Genomic DNA, 13,761 nt, shown 5'->3' on the forward strand with positions numbered 1-13,761 from the left:
ACGCCGGCCGTTCGCCGTATTCGAGTCCGGCTAGCGGACCCGGCCGTAGCCCTGGATCGGCATCATGTTCATGCCGCGTTTGAGCACGTTACGGCCGGCGCTCGGTGCGTCGATCACCTGACCGCCACCCACGTAGAGGGCGACGTGCCCGAGCCCGCTGTAGAAGACCAGGTCTCCCGGCCGCAGGTCGCCCTTGCTGATGTGGCTCACCGCGCCCCACTGCATGCGCGTGTTGTGCGGTAGTGACTTGCCGGCGGCCCGCCAAGCCGCCGAGGTGAGCCCGGAGCAGTCGTAGCCGTTCGGCCCGTCGGCCGCCCACACGTACGGCTTGCCGAGCGCGCCGAAGGCGTAGCGCACCGCCGTGCCGGCAGCCCCGGACACCGCAGGCACGTTCTTGGCCTCGGTCTTCGCCGTCTTGGGCGCGGGCCGTTCGGTGGCCGATCCGTACGCCTGGCGGCGCAGTTCGTAGAGCTTGGCCAGGTCGTTCTCGATGCGCTTCTTGCCCGCCGCGAGTTCGCGGGCCTGCACGGCCTGCCGGGCCAGCGTGGCGTCCAGACGCGACTTCTCGTCCAGCAACCGCTGCTGGTTGGCGGTGAAGCCGGAGATGCGTGCCTGCCGTTGGCGGGTCAACTGGTCGAGCGTGCCGAGCCGATCCAGCAGCGCCGCGGAACCGCCGGGCCGCAGCAGGGCGTCCGCGGTACGCAGACCACCACTCTTGTATGCGGAGTTGGCCAGTTGGGCGACGTCGGCCCGGCTCTGCTCGGCCTGCTGCTCCAGCGGGCCGATGCGGGCCTGTAGTTGGGCCACGGTGGCCTTGTTGGCCTTGATCTCCTCGTTGAGCTTGTTGTACGACTCCACGACCCGCTCCAACTCGGTCGAGGAGGCCTCGATCCGGCGGGTCAGGTCGGCCGGGGATGGCTCGGCGTGAGCCACCGCCGTTGGCGCGACCAGCGCGGCCGACATTCCGACCAGCGCCACGGTGCGCAGCAGATATCTCAGGGATGACAAGAGCGAAAGGCCCCTCTCCCACGGTCGCCGACGGCGCTGCTGACGCCTCGGCGACACCGGCTGGGGCCACCCGGGTGGACGGCACTGGGCCAGACCGGCTCGAACAACCTAACCCGGGACGCCTGAAACCCGCAGTTGAAGTAGGGGCGAATGTTGGCTGAGTGACGCGAAGGACCATTGGGCCACCTGGCGCGCTCGGGGCTGTTGACACCGCGCGGAGGCGACGCCGAATCCCTTCTGTCGCCTATTGACTGGTTTCTGACTTTCGTCGTTCCGGGCGTATGCCGTCGGATGGGCGGTCCCGATAACCGACAAAACCTGAAATGGATGCTGTTTCGTAACGATGTCGCCCGGGTGGGTGAGCTGTCGGAAGCCGGTAAATGCCCAGGTGGGCTGGCGGCGCCCGAACACAATGGAGGCCGGAGCCGGGAATCCCGTCGACAGACAACGATGCCCGCGGCTGGTGGGCCCCCGGCGATCGCCCCTCGGGGGGAGGACCCGTGAATCGTGAAGGCGCAACGACGCGACCGCAACGAACGGTGCCCGGTGCCCGGTCGACACTGCTGTACGCGCGACCCGGCATCATCGTCACCGTCGACCGGTTCACCGTCGGCCGCACCAGTTACCGCATCGTCGACCTGACCCACCTGCGCACCACCCGGGGCCCGCACGACCGGATCGCCGTCCGGGCCGTCGTGGCCACCGCGTCCATGATCGGTGCGGTCGGACTGCTGCTCGGCTTCAGCGGCGGCCTGGAACGGCTGACCGCCGGCGCGTACCTCATTCTCGGTGCGGTGTTCCTGCTGCCGGCGGCGCTTGCCCTTGTCGGCGACCGCTGGCGCCCACCGCCGTACGAGCTGTGGGGGTGGCACCGGGGAGCCGAGGTGCTGCTGTTCAGCGCCGACGACGAGCGGCAGTTCGGCCAGGTCACCAGGGCGCTGCTGCGAGCCCGGGAAGTCAACCGGTACGGCGGCTGGGTCGACCCGGTCGCCTCGGCCGACCCGTGGCGGCCCAGCCGTTGACCGGCAGCAGGGCCGCGGTCAGCTAGCGACCGGCTCCGGCGTACGCGCTGCCGGCTTGTCCAGCCAGCCGGTGACCCGGCGCTCGGCGTAGAACGAGACGAACGGCACGGTGCCGGCAAGCATCACCAGGAGCATCCGCTTCAACGGCCACTCGGCCCGGCGGCTCAGGTCGAACGCGGCCAGCAGGTAGAGCATGTAGAGGAAGCCGTGGGCCTGGCCCACCGTCTCCACCACGATCGGGCGGTCGAACCCGTACTTCAGCGGCATGCCGATCACGACCAGCAGGATCAGCGCGACGCCCACGATCCAGGCGATCACGCGGTACCGGGTAAGGGCTGCGCCCACCGTCGTCCGTCCTTCCGAACCCGGCTCAGCCGGGGTAGTCACCGGGCCGGGCACCCGGATTGGCGTTCAACCATGACAGGTAGTCGTTGTAGGCGGCCAGGTCGGCGTCCTCAGCGGGCGGGGCCGTCGCCGGCACCCGGGACACCCGGACCGGCCGGCGTACCGCCGGGCGGGACCCGGTGGTCGCGGCCGGCGTCGACTCGGCCGCCGTCGCCTCGGCCGGTGATCCGGCCGGGTCGGTTGCGTCGGCCGGTGACTCGGCGGCCCCCTCCGCGCTGCGGCGGGCCAGCCGCACCTCCCGCCACCAGACGTAGACCACGAAGCCGGCGAAGACCGGCCACTCGACGGCGTACCCCCAGCTGATGCTGTTGCCGGCGGTGGCCCGGCTGATCTGCCACCAGCCCAGCCCGAGGAAGCTCACGACCAGCACGACCATGGCCACGTGGCGCGCGATCCACGCCGGGGTCCAGAGCCACCTCATGCCGTCGAGGGTACCGGGCACCGCGCCGATCTCCGACACCGTGTCGTAGTCGTCGCGTCGTCGGGATGGTTTGGCGGCACCGCCTTTGGGCATCCGTCTAGACGCCAGCCCAAACGAACCCAGGGGGGCGATGATGACCGGATCGGTACGTGAGGACGGTTTTGCGTCCAGCGGCAGCACGGACATGAGCCCGGAGCAGCGGGTGCCCGAGTGGGGCGGCGACCAGTTCGCCGACCCGGGTGGCGCGGATCTCGACGGCGGAACGCTCGGCGTCGACCCGACGGAGCTGACCGACGAGGATCTGATCCGCGAGATGCACAGCCTGCACCGCACGCGGCTGGACACCCTCCGGCACGCCTCGGACTCCGCCCTCGCCAACCACCTGCGGCGCACGGCCGAGCTCGAAACCGAGTACCTGGCCCGCCACCCGGGCCGCGAGGTCGACCCGAGTCGCCTGCGGGACGACTGATGGCGGCCCATGCGGTACGAGGCATGTCCGCGCCGCCGGAGGTGGTCTTCAACACGGCCACCGACCCGTCCCGGGCTTCGGCGTGGCTGCCTGAGCCGTTGCGCGGCGACGGCAGCCCCGCCGCCGAGATCGACGGCGAGGAACTGCGGGCCCGCTGGGACGACACCGACTGGTCCGCGGAACTCCGGGTCCAACCCGCGGACAGCGGCGGCGCGCGGATCGAACTCGACCTGACCGACGGCGCGGGCGGCTCGGGTCCGGACCAACTCGCGGACGAGGCGTTGGCCAACCTCGTCCGTGAGGTCGCCGACAACCTCCAGGCCGGCTGATACCGCACCTTCACGACATGCGAGGAGAACGGGTGACCGACACGGGCCTGCGACACAGGGTGGCGCGGCTGCGCCGGGCGTACGCGCCACACGAACACCGGCCGCTCGGCGGCTACCTGGTGGCGATGGGCACCTACGCCGGAGTGACCGGAGCGCTCGCTGGTCTGGTCAAGGCAACCGGTCGGCCGGTGCCCGAGCGCCCCGCGCCGGCCGACGTGGTGCTGCTCTCCATCGCCACACACAAGCTGAGTCGGCTGCTGTCCAAGGACGCGGTGACGAGCCCGCTGCGGGCGCCGTTCACCAGGTACGACCGGCCGATCGGCAGCGGCGAGGTGATGGAGCAGGTCCGTGACTCGGGCAGCTCCACCCGGCACGCCATCGGGGAGCTGCTGAGCTGCCCGTTCTGCCTGGCGGTGTGGGTGGCCACCGGGCTGACCGGCGGTCTGGTGCTTGCTCCCCGGCTGACCCGGCTGGTGGCAACGGCCCTCACCGCGGTCGCCGCCTCCGATTTCCTCCAGATGGCGTACGCGACGGCGCAGCAGGCCGCCGAGGGTGGGCATCACGACGACTGAAACGCGCACACGTAAGCGGGGGCCGGCAGATGCCGACCCCCGCTTACGTATGCGTCAGCGCTGCATGCCGGACCAGCCGTGCGGCGACTCCGGCTCCCGCTCGTCCTCGTCAGCCCCGGTGATGATGTCCCGGTCGACTGCCGTCTTGTCATGTTCGTTTGCGAAGTCCGGCTCGGGTGTGGTGTCCCTGCCCTTCGGCGGTTGGCCGAGCGCCGGCACCTTCTCGTCGTGGTCCTCGTGGTGCGTCATGTCGGTGTCCCTTCTGGGTCGCTCACCCGACGGAACCGCCGAGCAGGTCGCTTACCTCGTCCACCGCGTACTCGCCCTCAGGTAGGGCGTCGATCCGGGCGAGCAGTTCGGGCGGGAGTTCGGCGGCGACCGCCCGGCGGTAGATGTCCGCCTGGGTGATCCGCTCCTGGCCTCGGTAGAGGTCGTCGAGCAGGTCGTCGAGAGCTCGGGTGTCCGGCTCGCCGGTAACGGATGCGTCGTCGGTCACGCGGATCAGCTACCCGGGGCGGAATCGGTCAAACGTCGCGCCAGCGGCTCGCACCGGACCCTGTGCCTCTCCTTTGCTCTGCTTCAACCCACGCACCACTTTTGGGGTCCGGCCGTTGCGTCGGTTGAAGCAGAGCAAAGGAGGCATTGAGGGGTGCGGGGGTCATGGAGCGGGGCGCGGGGGTGCGGGGACGCGGCGCGGGGGCGCGGCGCGCGGCGGTAGAGACAGCGCCGCCCCCGGCCGGAGGGCCGGGGGCGGCGCTGGTGTCGGTGTGCAGGTCGCCTCTCGGCGAGTGGCACGACGCGGCTCCAGCCGAACGGTATTCCGCGAGGGCTATTTAGGTGAGGCCCGGGGACACTGGACACACCGACACCTCTGTCAACGGACCGACCCCCACTGGTGTTCCGGCCGGGTCAGTGACCGCCGTCACACCGTCAGGCGCGGGCCGGCAGGGCGGCCCGGCGGGTCTGCACGGCCGTGGCCAGGTGTTCGAGCACCTGGGCGGTGTCGTCCCAACCGAGGCAGGCGTCGGTGACCGAGCGGCCGTACACCAGCTCGCGGGTCGGGTCGAGATCCTGCCGGCCCGGCAGCAGGAACGACTCCAGCATCACGCCGGTGATCCCGCGCTGGCCGTCGGCCATCTGGCCGGCCACGTCCGCGACGACCTTCGGCTGGTTGCGGTGGTCCTTGCCACTGTTGGCGTGGCTGGCGTCGATGACCAGCCGCTCCGGCAGCCCGGCCGCGCGAAGCAGGTCGAGCGCGCCAGCCACCGACTCGGCGTCGTAGTTGGGCCGGCCGCCGCCGCCGCGCAGCACCAGGTGCCCGTCGGTGTTGCCCCGGGTGTGCATGATCGCCGGGGTGCCGGAGAAGTCGATGCCCGGGAAGACGTGCGGCACACCGGCGGCGCGGATCGCGTCCACGGCGGTGCCGATGCTGCCGTCGGGGCGATTCTTCATGCCGATCGGCATGGACAGCCCGGACGCGAGCTGCCGGTGCACCTGGCTTTCCACGGTGCGGGCGCCGATGGCCCCCCAGCCGACAAGGTCCGCGATGTACTGCGGCGAGATCGGGTCGAGGAACTCGCAGCCCACCGGCAGGCCGAGGCGCAGCACGTCGAGCAGCAGCGCGCGGGCGAGCCGCAGGCCGGTGTTGACGTCGCCGCTGCCGTCCAGCCCCGGGTCGTTGATGAGGCCCTTCCAGCCCACCGTCGAGCGCGGCTTCTCGAAGTAGACGCGCATGACGATCAACAGGTCGTCGGAGAGCCGGTCCGCGACCACGCGCAGACGCTCGGCGTAGTCGAGGGCGGCGGCCGGGTCGTGCACCGAGCACGGGCCGACCACCACCAGCAGGCGATCGTCCTCGCGGTCCAGCACACGACTCACCGCACGGCGGCCGGTCAACACGGCCGAGGCCAGCGAGGCATCCAGTGGCAACTCGTGGTGCAGCAACGCGGGAGTGGTCAACGGCACGACACGTGCGATCCGTTGATCACTGACGCGAACGGTCTCAGGGGTCGTCACGGTGGGGCATCCTTCCGCCGACCGTGCCCCGGGGCCGGTGCCCGGGTCGAGCCGGCTGCTCGTACGCAAAAGGGCAGGAACGAGAGCTCCTGCCCGGGCCGGCTTGGTCAGCGGTGACGTCAGATCATGGAGAAGTCACCGGCGTGCAAGCCGGCTGCCTAAACCATCGATACGAACACCTCACGAGCCCAGCGTACCCGACCGGCTGCGCAAGGCGACCGTCGTCCCAAGATGCGGCAAGAACACCGCGTGTCGGACGCACCGCCGGGGTAACAGGGGTGCCATGACTGACGAGCAGAGCGACCAGGAGCGGGTGGAGTCCCGCGCACACCTCCTACCCGAGGAGGCGGCGGCCGGCAGCGACGACCCGGAGGCGCAGGCGGAGGCCATCCTCGCCGAGTCGGACATCCGGGAAGCCGACCAGAACGCAGCCCCCGACACGGTGCTGGAGCGCCGTACCTCGGATCAGACAGTGGCCGTCGAGCCGCCGGACTGACCGGACGCGCCGCGCGCCCGACGTGACCCCCGGTAGGTCTGGTCCCGCAGCCAGGCCAGCGGGCCTGCCGCCCGCATCCCCGGCGGCAGGTTGCGCACCGGGTCGAAGGCGAGTGCGGCATCCTCCCGGGCGCTCAGCCGGGCGCCGATGCTGAACTGCCCGACGGGCCGCCACGGACCCACGGCGGACGCGACCGCGAGCACCAGTCGCGGCGCGTCCGTCCGGGCCGCGGCGGCCACCGCGGCCAGGCTCCGACCCAGGTCGACCGCCTCGGGGTCGGCCAGCGCGGCCAGCCAGAGCCGACGCCGTCCCACCCGAAAACCCACGATCGTGCTGTACGTCCCGGCGAAGCGCCGCCGAGGCAGCGGCAGCGACCGCAGCACCGGGGCGGCGCCGCTGGAGCTGACCAGCAGGTCGAACGAGCGACCGCTGTCGAGGTGCATCCGCAGTGCCAGGCCCAGCACGTCCGGCCAGGAGCCGGGCGTGGGAGTGCCCTTGGAGAGCCGCACCGTGCCCGCGTACCGGCCGGGGTCGTCCAGCAGGCCGACCCCGGTGGGCGGTCCGGGCGTACCCCAGATCGTCACCTCGGCGACGAACGACGCACCGGCCGGATGCAGCAACCGGCCGCGGCGCAGCCGGCCGAGCGCGGCGCTTGCGCGCTCGACGGCGGTGGCGGCCGGCCCGGCGGTCCGGCGTGCGGGAGGGGTAACGGTCATTCCCCTCCGATACCCCGACCAAAGGGCTCGATGCGGGCGGCTCGCCGACCGACCACACGTCACCTTTCCGCCCGCGAGATCGGATAGCGTCGTGTCATGCCCGACAGTGGTTACCCCTGGCCCATTGAGACGTCCCGACTGGACAACGGCCTGCGCGTGGTGGTGAGCGAGGACCGCACCGCACCCGCCGTGGCCGTCAACCTCTGGTACGACGTCGGTTCCCGGCACGAGCCGGCTGGGCAGACCGGTTTCGCCCACCTATTCGAGCACCTGATGTTCGAGGGCTCGGTGAACGTGGCCAAGACCGAGCACATGAAGCTGATCCAGGGCTCCGGCGGCTCACTCAACGCCACCACCAACCCGGACCGCACCAACTACTTCGAGACGGTCCCGGCCGAGCACCTGGAGTTGGCGCTCTGGCTGGAGGCCGACCGGATGGGTGGCCTGGTGCCCGCCCTGACCCAGGAGACCCTGGACAACCAGCGCGACGTGGTGAAGAACGAGCGCCGGCAGCGCTACGAGAACGTCCCGTACGGGGACGCGTGGCTGCGCCTGCTGCCGCTGCTCTACCCGCCGGGGCACCCGTACCATCACGCGACCATCGGCTCGATGGCCGACCTGAACGCCGCTGACCTCGCCACGTTCCAGGCGTTCCACAAGACGTACTACGCGCCGAACAACGCGGTCCTCACCGTCGTCGGTGACGCCGACGCCGCCGAGGTGTTCGCGCTTGCCGACAAGTACTTCGGGGCCCTGCCCGCCCGCGAGGACATCCCACCCGCGCCGGACGGCCGCACCGTCCCGGCGACCGGGACGCCCGCCGTGGAGACGGTGACCGCCGACGTGCCGGCCCCCCGCGTCTACATCGCCCACCGTGGCCACCCGTTCGGCAGCCCGGGGTACGACGTGCTCACAGTGCTCGCCACAGTGCTCGGCAGCGGCCGGGGCAGCCGGCTCTACCAGCGGCTGGCCGACGGGGAGCGGATCGCCCAGCCCGACCTGGTCGGCGCGTACGGGGTGGATCTGGCACACGCCCCGGCACCGCTGATCGCCACCGCCACCGCCCGCCCCGGCATCAGCGCCGAGCGCCTCACCGAAGGGCTGGCCGAGGTCGTCGACGAACTGGCCACCGTGCCCGTGACCGCCGCCGAACTGGATCGGGCGAAGGCGTTGCTGAGCACCGCGTGGTGGCGGCAGATGTCGACAGTGGATGGTCGTGCGGACACGCTCGGCCGGTACACCACCCAGTTCGGCGATCCCGCCCGGGCCGCCGACCGGCTGCCCGCCTGGCTCGCGGTGACAGCCGAGCAGATCGCCGAGACCGCCGCCGAGGTGCTCGGCGCCGCCGACCGGGTGACCCTGACCTACCTGCCCGAGGAGACCGCATGACGCTGATCGCCGACCGTCCCGGCCCGGGTGCCGCTCGCCCGTACCGGTTCCCGCCGGTGGTCCGCCGCACGGTGGCTGGCGGCCAGGTGGTCGCCGCGCACCTGCCCGGGCAGAACCTCGCCGTCGCGCTGCTGCTGCTCGACGCGGGCGCCGCCCGGGAGCAGGCAGGCAAGGAGGGCCTGGGCGGGGTGCTTGCCAAGGCGCTGGAGGAGGGCACCGCGCAGCGCGACGCCACCGCGTACGCGCTGGCCATCGAGGCGCTCGGCACGGAACTGGTGACCGGGCTGGACTGGGACTCGTTCCAGGTCAGCGTCCAGGTGCCGGTGGACCGGCTGACCGCCGCCGTGCAGTTGCTCGCCGAGGCCGTCCGGACGCCCCGACTGGACCCGGCCGACGTCCGGCGGGTCCGCGACGACGAGGCAACCGCGCTGCGGATGGACTGGGCCAACCCGGGGCCGCGCGCTGACGCGGCGCTGCGCGCGGACCTGTACGGGCTGGACAACCGGTGGGGCCGACCGATGTACGGGGACCCGGACTCGGTGGCCGGCCTGGACGTGGAGGACGTGACTGTCTTCCACTCCGAGTGGTTCCTGCGGCCCGGCACCCTGATCGTCGCCGGTGACCTGGACCGGATCGACCTGGACGCGCTGGCCGCTGCGGCTTTCGCAGGCACCGGCGGTGGCCCGGCCGAGCGGGGCGGCCCGATCGAGGTGCCGTTGCACACCGGCCGGCGGATCATCCTCGTGGACCGGCCCGGCTCCGTGCAGTCGACGTTGCGGCTCGGTCACCCGTCGCCGCACCGGTCGCACCCCGACCACGTACCGATGACGCTCGCCGGCACTGTGCTCGGCGGCGCGTTCACCTCCCGCCTCAACCACCTCATCCGTGAGGTGCGCGGCTACACGTACGGCATCCGGGGCGAGTTCGCCTCGTCGCGGCGGTTCGGCCGCTTCGCTGTCAGCTCCGGCGTGCAGACCGCTGTCACAGTGCCGGCCCTTGTCGAGTCAGTGGGGGAGATCACCCGTACCCAGGAGGGGGGAGTGACCGAGGACGAGCTGGCGGTGGCCCGTTCCTGGCGGGCCGGGCAGCTGTCTGTCGAGTTGCAGAGCCCACGGGCGATCGCGTCGGCGTTGACCACGCTTGTGGTGCACGACCTGCCGGACGACTACCACGCCCGGCTGCGGGAGGCGCTGCTCTCCGCCGACGTGGCGCAGGTCTCCGCAGCGGCAGCGACCCACCTGCACCCGGAAGCGCTGACCCTTGTCATCGAGGGCGACGCGGCGCTGATCCGCGACGAGTTGGTCGCGGCCTCCCTGGGCGACCTGCTCACTTGACCCTGACCCTGACACGCCTCCTTGCGTTGATCATGAGGTTGTCGTCACACCGCCCGGCGTGTCGTGACGACAACCTCATGATCGGCGGAGGCGGGGTAGGGAGTGGGTGTGATGTGGGACTGGTGGGAAAGGGCTCCCGGTCCCGGGGGTGGGCTGGGTAGCCTCGCGGGCATGAGGATCGGCATTGTGGGGGCCACCGGCCAGGTCGGTGGCGTGATGCGGCAGGTGCTGGCGGACCGTGAGTTCCCGGCGGAGCAGGTGCGGTTGTTCGCCTCGGCGCGGTCCGCCGGTCGTACGCTGCCCTGGCGGGGCGGCGAGGTGACCGTCGAGGACGCCACGACCGCGGACTACGCGGGGCTGGACATCGTGCTCTTCTCGGCCGGTAAGGGCACTGCCAAGGAGTTGGCGCCCCGCGTGGCCGAAACCGGTGCCGTGGTGATCGACAACTCGTCGGCCTTCCGGATGGACCCGCAGGTGCCGCTCGTGGTCGCCGAGGTCAACCCACACGCCGCCGCCGACCGCCCCAAGGGCATCATCGCCAACCCCAACTGCACCACAATGGCCGCGATGCCGGTGCTGCGCCCACTGCACGCCGAGGCCGGCCTGGTCGGGCTCGTCGTCTCGACGTACCAGGCGGTCTCCGGCGCCGGCCTGGCCGGCGTCGCCGAGCTGGACGAGCAGGTCCGTAAGGTCGCCGAAAACGCCACCGGGCTCGCCTTCGACGGTTCGGCTGTGGAATTCCCCGCGCCGCGCTCGTTCGCCGAGCCGATCGCCTTCAACGTGCTCCCGCTGGCCGGCTCGATCGTCGACGACGGCTCGTTCGAGACCGACGAGGAGCAGAAGCTCCGCAACGAGAGCCGCAAGATCCTGGAGATCCCCGACCTGAAGGTGTCGGGCACCTGCGTCCGGGTGCCGGTCTTCACCGGTCACTCGCTCCAGATCAACGCCCGGTTCGCCCGTCCGATCACCCCGCAGCGCGCCCACGAACTGCTCGCCGACGCCCCCGGCGTCGCGTTGACCGCCGTGCCGACGCCGTTGCGGGCCGCCGGTCAGGACCCGACCTACGTGGGGCGCATCCGCGCCGACGAGACCGTCGAGTACGGGTTGGCGCTGTTCTGCTCCAACGACAACCTGCGCAAGGGTGCCGCGCTCAACGCCGTGCAGCTCGCCGAACTGGTCGCCGCCGAACGACGCTGACCTGCCGCGCTCACACCGCGCCCTCGCCGGCCACCGGCGGGGGCGCGGTGCCGCTCCGGCGACGGGCGCGACGGTTCGGCGGATCGTGCTTCGGCCGAGTGTCCTTCGGCCGGTTGTGCTTGCCGATTGTGCTTCGGGCCGGTCGTGCTTGGATGGGACGAAGCCGACGATCCATCTGGAGGAGCCCGTGCCGGACGACAGCACCCAGCAGGCGTTGACCGACCTGATCGCCAGCCGCTCGATGGGCGTACTGGCGACGATCAAGCGTGACGGGCGGCCACAGCTGTCGACAGTGGTCTACGCCTTCGACTCCGAGGCCGGCCTGATCCGGGTGTCCGTCACCGACGGGCGGGCCAAGACCGCCAACCTGCGTCGGGACCCGCGGGCGAGCTTCCACGTCAGCAGCGAGGACGGCTGGGCGTACGCGGTGATCGAGGGACGCGCCGAGCTGACCACGCCCGCCGCCGATCCCGGCGATGCGACGGTCGAGGAACTGGTGGGGCTGTACCGCTCGGTGCGCGGCGAACACCCGGACTGGGACGACTACCGACAAGCCATGGTCGCCGAGCGTCGGGTGGTGCTGCGCCTGCACGTGGAGCGGCTCTACGGGATGCCCCCGCGCGGCTGATCGGCGCAGCGCAGCGCGCGTTACCTCGCCCCGGGCGGCGGGTAGACGGGCCGTGCCGACACCGAGAGGGGAGCACCATGACAACGGTCGGAGAGTTCATGACGACCCGGTTGGTGACGATGGACGGCAACGACACGTTGAGCGCCGCCGCGCAGGAGATGCGGGACAGCGCCATCGGTGACGTGGTGGTGACCGACGGAGACAGCGTGGTCGGTATCGTCACGGACCGGGACATCGCGGTCCGCGGTGTCGCGGAGAACCGAGAACCCGGCACGACCCGGCTGAAGGAGATCACCAGCCGGGATGTGATCACCGTGAGCCAGTACGACGACGCGGTGTCCGCCGCGGACCTGATGCGCACCTACGCCGTACGCCGGCTGCCGGTGATCGAGGACGGCCGCCTGATCGGCCTGGTGTCGATGGGTGACCTCGCGGTGGAGCGTGAGCCGCAGTCGGTGCTTGCCGACATCAGCGCCGACGAGCCCAACAACTGATCGTCCGCCGCGGGTGCGCCGGCTCTCCCTCTCGGGAGGGCCGGCGCTGCGTTCGTCGACCCGGGGCCGTCTCGACCCGGGCCGCTCGCCAGGCCTAGGCGACGTCAGGGCTTGTCGACCTCGACGCGAACGTCGGTGGCGGCTCGGGCCTCGGCGACAGTGGCGGCCTCGGAGTCGAGTTCCCGTCGAACCCGGGTGGACAGCGTCGACCAGGGGCTGACGGTCAACTCCAGCCGGCCCTTTCCGGCCTGCCGTGCCCGCCAGGTGCCCGCCACCTCACCGTCCACCAGTAGCGCGCCGGGGTTGCCGACCGGCCGCCACAACTGTTGCTGGTGCTCGCGTACGGGGACCAGCAGGTCACGATCGCGGCCAGCGAGAAATGGGTCGCCCGGTGGGAGGAGTCGCACCAGTCGTGGCGGGGACGCGCCAGTCAGCGCGTCGAGCGCGTCGGTCGGCAGCCAGGTGGCCCGGCCGTCGACGCGTACCTCGGTCAGGCCGGTGGGCCAGGCCCGGCGCAGCTCCGTCGCCGACGAGCCGAGGAAGCCTGCGGCATCGCCCACGGTGGCCGGGCCGAGCAGCCGCAGGTACGTCGTGACCACCTCGGCGGTGTGCGCCGCCTCGGCGGGCGGGCCGGGCCAGTCGGGCAGCGGCGCGAGCCGGGCGGCCCGGCCGGACACCGCGAGGCGTACCCCGCCGGCGAGCCCGGCCTGCTGGAAGAGCGCGCCGGAGATGTGCCGGGACCGGCACGGCTGGCAGTCGTAGGTCAGCGCGGCGGGCACCAGTTCGGAGACGGCGCGGCTGACCGCGCCGCGCTCCATCTCGGCTGTTACGACCGCCTGGAACGCCTCGGCGGTGGCCCGGAAGGCGGCAAGCCCGAGCCGGGCGCCCTCCCTGATCTGCCCCGGCATCCGGCGGGTGGCGTCGACGTCGGTGAGCGGCCAGAGCGCGGCGGTGAGCCTCGGCAGGTCGGCCCGTCGGTGCAGGTGTGGGGCGCCGCGCATGGACCAGACGAGCTCCAGTCGGTCGTCCGGCCCGGTCGCGCCCCGCGCGGCGAGCGCCTGGCGGGCCGCGCCGTACGGCGTGTCCTGTACACCGAGCGCCAGCACCGCCAGGTCGCCCGCCCGCCGGTCGGCAGTGCGATCGAGTTGCTGGGCCGCCACCCGGTAGGCGAGCACCTGGCGCCGGTCGACCTCCGGTGTCCGCCCCGTCATCTGGCACTCCGTCCCGGACTGTCCCCTCGTGTCCTTCCGGCACGTTACCGCCAC

18 protein-coding genes are annotated in these 13,761 nt (G+C 71.9%); 10 read left to right on the forward strand and 8 right to left on the reverse strand.

Going from position 1 to position 13,761, the window contains the following annotated elements; genetic code table 11:
* Window positions 1-30 precede the first annotated feature (30 nt).
* The gene (locus F4558_RS01320; protein ID WP_053653064.1) at window positions 31-1,008 is read right to left on the reverse strand and encodes a C40 family peptidase; all 978 of its coding nucleotides are present in this window, start codon (window positions 1,006-1,008) and stop codon (window positions 31-33) included.
* A gap of 500 nt (window positions 1,009-1,508) precedes the next feature.
* On the opposite strand from F4558_RS01320, the gene F4558_RS01325 reads away from it, so the two are divergent.
* A complete protein-coding gene (locus F4558_RS01325) occupies window positions 1,509-2,030 on the forward strand; it encodes a DUF6232 family protein (RefSeq protein WP_053653063.1) in 522 nt (173 codons plus the stop codon).
* 18 nt (window positions 2,031-2,048) lie between these two features.
* Here F4558_RS01325 and F4558_RS01330 read toward each other — a convergent pair whose 3' ends face one another.
* Both F4558_RS01330 and F4558_RS01335 read right to left on the reverse strand, forming a co-directional pair.
* The gene (locus tag F4558_RS01330; RefSeq protein WP_053653062.1) at window positions 2,049-2,375 is read right to left on the reverse strand and encodes a DUF3817 domain-containing protein; all 327 of its coding nucleotides are present in this window, start codon (window positions 2,373-2,375) and stop codon (window positions 2,049-2,051) included.
* A 25-nt stretch (window positions 2,376-2,400) separates the two neighbouring features.
* On the reverse strand, window positions 2,401-2,856 hold the full coding sequence (locus tag F4558_RS01335) for a hypothetical protein (protein ID WP_053653138.1): 456 nt from the start codon (window positions 2,854-2,856) through the stop codon (window positions 2,401-2,403).
* 130 nt (window positions 2,857-2,986) lie between these two features.
* Between F4558_RS01335 and F4558_RS01340 the strand changes: the two genes are divergently transcribed.
* Genes F4558_RS01340 through F4558_RS01350 form a run of 3 tightly spaced genes read left to right on the forward strand, consistent with a single transcriptional unit; the run spans window position 2,987 to window position 4,226 of the window.
* Window positions 2,987-3,325 (forward strand): DUF6158 family protein, encoded by a 339-nt coding sequence (locus tag F4558_RS01340; protein WP_167942952.1) that lies wholly within the window; start codon window positions 2,987-2,989, stop codon window positions 3,323-3,325.
* A complete protein-coding gene (locus tag F4558_RS01345; RefSeq protein ID WP_053653060.1) occupies window positions 3,325-3,654 on the forward strand; it encodes a hypothetical protein in 330 nt (109 codons plus the stop codon). Before F4558_RS01340 ends, F4558_RS01345 begins: the two co-directional genes overlap by 1 nt.
* Before the next feature lie 17 nt (window positions 3,655-3,671).
* On the forward strand, window positions 3,672-4,226 hold the full coding sequence (locus F4558_RS01350) for a DUF1360 domain-containing protein (protein WP_053653059.1): 555 nt from the start codon (window positions 3,672-3,674) through the stop codon (window positions 4,224-4,226).
* Window positions 4,227-4,280: 54 nt separating this feature from the next.
* Here the strand turns inward: F4558_RS01350 and F4558_RS01355 are convergent, their stop codons facing one another.
* The 3 genes from F4558_RS01355 to F4558_RS01365 all read right to left on the reverse strand — a co-directional run bounded on the left by F4558_RS01355 (window position 4,281) and on the right by F4558_RS01365 (window position 6,242).
* Entirely contained in the window at window positions 4,281-4,475 is a 195-nt protein-coding gene (locus F4558_RS01355) for a hypothetical protein (RefSeq protein ID WP_053653058.1), read from the reverse strand.
* A gap of 22 nt (window positions 4,476-4,497) precedes the next feature.
* Complete coding sequence (locus F4558_RS01360; RefSeq protein WP_053653057.1) at window positions 4,498-4,722, reverse strand: hypothetical protein; 225 nt, start codon at window positions 4,720-4,722, stop codon at window positions 4,498-4,500.
* Between the two features lie 434 nt (window positions 4,723-5,156).
* The gene (locus F4558_RS01365; protein ID WP_167942953.1) at window positions 5,157-6,242 is read right to left on the reverse strand and encodes a 3-deoxy-7-phosphoheptulonate synthase; all 1,086 of its coding nucleotides are present in this window, start codon (window positions 6,240-6,242) and stop codon (window positions 5,157-5,159) included.
* Between the two features lie 283 nt (window positions 6,243-6,525).
* Between F4558_RS01365 and F4558_RS01370 the strand changes: the two genes are divergently transcribed.
* A complete protein-coding gene (locus F4558_RS01370) occupies window positions 6,526-6,738 on the forward strand; it encodes a hypothetical protein (protein ID WP_053653055.1) in 213 nt (70 codons plus the stop codon).
* Here F4558_RS01370 and F4558_RS01375 read toward each other — a convergent pair.
* Window positions 6,708-7,454: a phosphodiesterase gene (locus F4558_RS01375; RefSeq protein WP_167942954.1), complete on the reverse strand. Its 747-nt coding sequence runs from the start codon at window positions 7,452-7,454 to the stop codon at window positions 6,708-6,710. The genes F4558_RS01370 and F4558_RS01375 overlap by 31 nt on opposite strands.
* 96 nt (window positions 7,455-7,550) lie before the next feature.
* On the opposite strand from F4558_RS01375, the gene F4558_RS01380 reads away from it, so the two are divergent.
* From F4558_RS01380 to F4558_RS01400, 5 genes are all read left to right on the forward strand, one after another.
* Window positions 7,551-8,843, forward strand: coding sequence for a M16 family metallopeptidase (locus F4558_RS01380; protein WP_053653053.1), 1,293 nt, complete (start codon window positions 7,551-7,553; stop codon window positions 8,841-8,843).
* The gene (locus F4558_RS01385) at window positions 8,840-10,177 is read left to right on the forward strand and encodes a M16 family metallopeptidase (RefSeq protein WP_167942955.1); all 1,338 of its coding nucleotides are present in this window, start codon (window positions 8,840-8,842) and stop codon (window positions 10,175-10,177) included. The genes F4558_RS01380 and F4558_RS01385 overlap by 4 nt, the downstream gene beginning before the upstream one ends.
* Before the next feature lie 171 nt (window positions 10,178-10,348).
* Complete coding sequence (locus F4558_RS01390; RefSeq protein ID WP_167942956.1) at window positions 10,349-11,374, forward strand: aspartate-semialdehyde dehydrogenase; 1,026 nt, start codon at window positions 10,349-10,351, stop codon at window positions 11,372-11,374.
* 187 nt (window positions 11,375-11,561) lie between these two features.
* A complete protein-coding gene (locus F4558_RS01395) occupies window positions 11,562-12,002 on the forward strand; it encodes a PPOX class F420-dependent oxidoreductase (protein ID WP_082377280.1) in 441 nt (146 codons plus the stop codon).
* Window positions 12,003-12,079: 77 nt separating this feature from the next.
* Window positions 12,080-12,496: a CBS domain-containing protein gene (locus F4558_RS01400; RefSeq protein WP_167942957.1), complete on the forward strand. Its 417-nt coding sequence runs from the start codon at window positions 12,080-12,082 to the stop codon at window positions 12,494-12,496.
* 104 nt (window positions 12,497-12,600) lie between these two features.
* Here F4558_RS01400 and F4558_RS01405 read toward each other — a convergent pair whose 3' ends face one another.
* On the reverse strand, window positions 12,601-13,707 hold the full coding sequence (locus F4558_RS01405) for a DNA glycosylase AlkZ-like family protein (protein WP_167942958.1): 1,107 nt from the start codon (window positions 13,705-13,707) through the stop codon (window positions 12,601-12,603).
* Window positions 13,708-13,761: the final 54 nt, after the last annotated feature.

It is taken from the genome of Micromonospora profundi, from assembly GCF_011927785.1.
GTDB classification, from domain to species: Bacteria; Actinomycetota; Actinomycetes; order Mycobacteriales; family Micromonosporaceae; genus Micromonospora; species Micromonospora profundi.

What these genes read in the sequence shown, in the direction of transcription:
- F4558_RS01380 (WP_053653053.1), top strand. Translation starts at nt 7,551, where the DNA reads ATGCCCGACAGTGGTTACCCCTGGCCCATTGAGACGTCCCGACTGGAC.
- F4558_RS01350 (WP_053653059.1), top strand. Translation starts at nt 3,672, where the DNA reads ATGCGAGGAGAACGGGTGACCGACACGGGCCTGCGACACAGGGTGGCG.
- F4558_RS01405 (WP_167942958.1), bottom strand. Translation starts at nt 13,707, where the DNA reads ATGACGGGGCGGACACCGGAGGTCGACCGGCGCCAGGTGCTCGCCTAC.
- F4558_RS01400 (WP_167942957.1), top strand. Translation starts at nt 12,080, where the DNA reads ATGACAACGGTCGGAGAGTTCATGACGACCCGGTTGGTGACGATGGAC.
- F4558_RS01340 (WP_167942952.1), top strand. Translation starts at nt 2,987, where the DNA reads ATGATGACCGGATCGGTACGTGAGGACGGTTTTGCGTCCAGCGGCAGC.
- F4558_RS01385 (WP_167942955.1), top strand. Translation starts at nt 8,840, where the DNA reads ATGACGCTGATCGCCGACCGTCCCGGCCCGGGTGCCGCTCGCCCGTAC.
- F4558_RS01375 (WP_167942954.1), bottom strand. Translation starts at nt 7,454, where the DNA reads ATGACCGTTACCCCTCCCGCACGCCGGACCGCCGGGCCGGCCGCCACC.
- F4558_RS01355 (WP_053653058.1), bottom strand. Translation starts at nt 4,475, where the DNA reads ATGACGCACCACGAGGACCACGACGAGAAGGTGCCGGCGCTCGGCCAA.
- F4558_RS01335 (WP_053653138.1), bottom strand. Translation starts at nt 2,856, where the DNA reads ATGAGGTGGCTCTGGACCCCGGCGTGGATCGCGCGCCACGTGGCCATG.
- F4558_RS01345 (WP_053653060.1), top strand. Translation starts at nt 3,325, where the DNA reads ATGGCGGCCCATGCGGTACGAGGCATGTCCGCGCCGCCGGAGGTGGTC.
- F4558_RS01370 (WP_053653055.1), top strand. Translation starts at nt 6,526, where the DNA reads ATGACTGACGAGCAGAGCGACCAGGAGCGGGTGGAGTCCCGCGCACAC.
- F4558_RS01390 (WP_167942956.1), top strand. Translation starts at nt 10,349, where the DNA reads ATGAGGATCGGCATTGTGGGGGCCACCGGCCAGGTCGGTGGCGTGATG.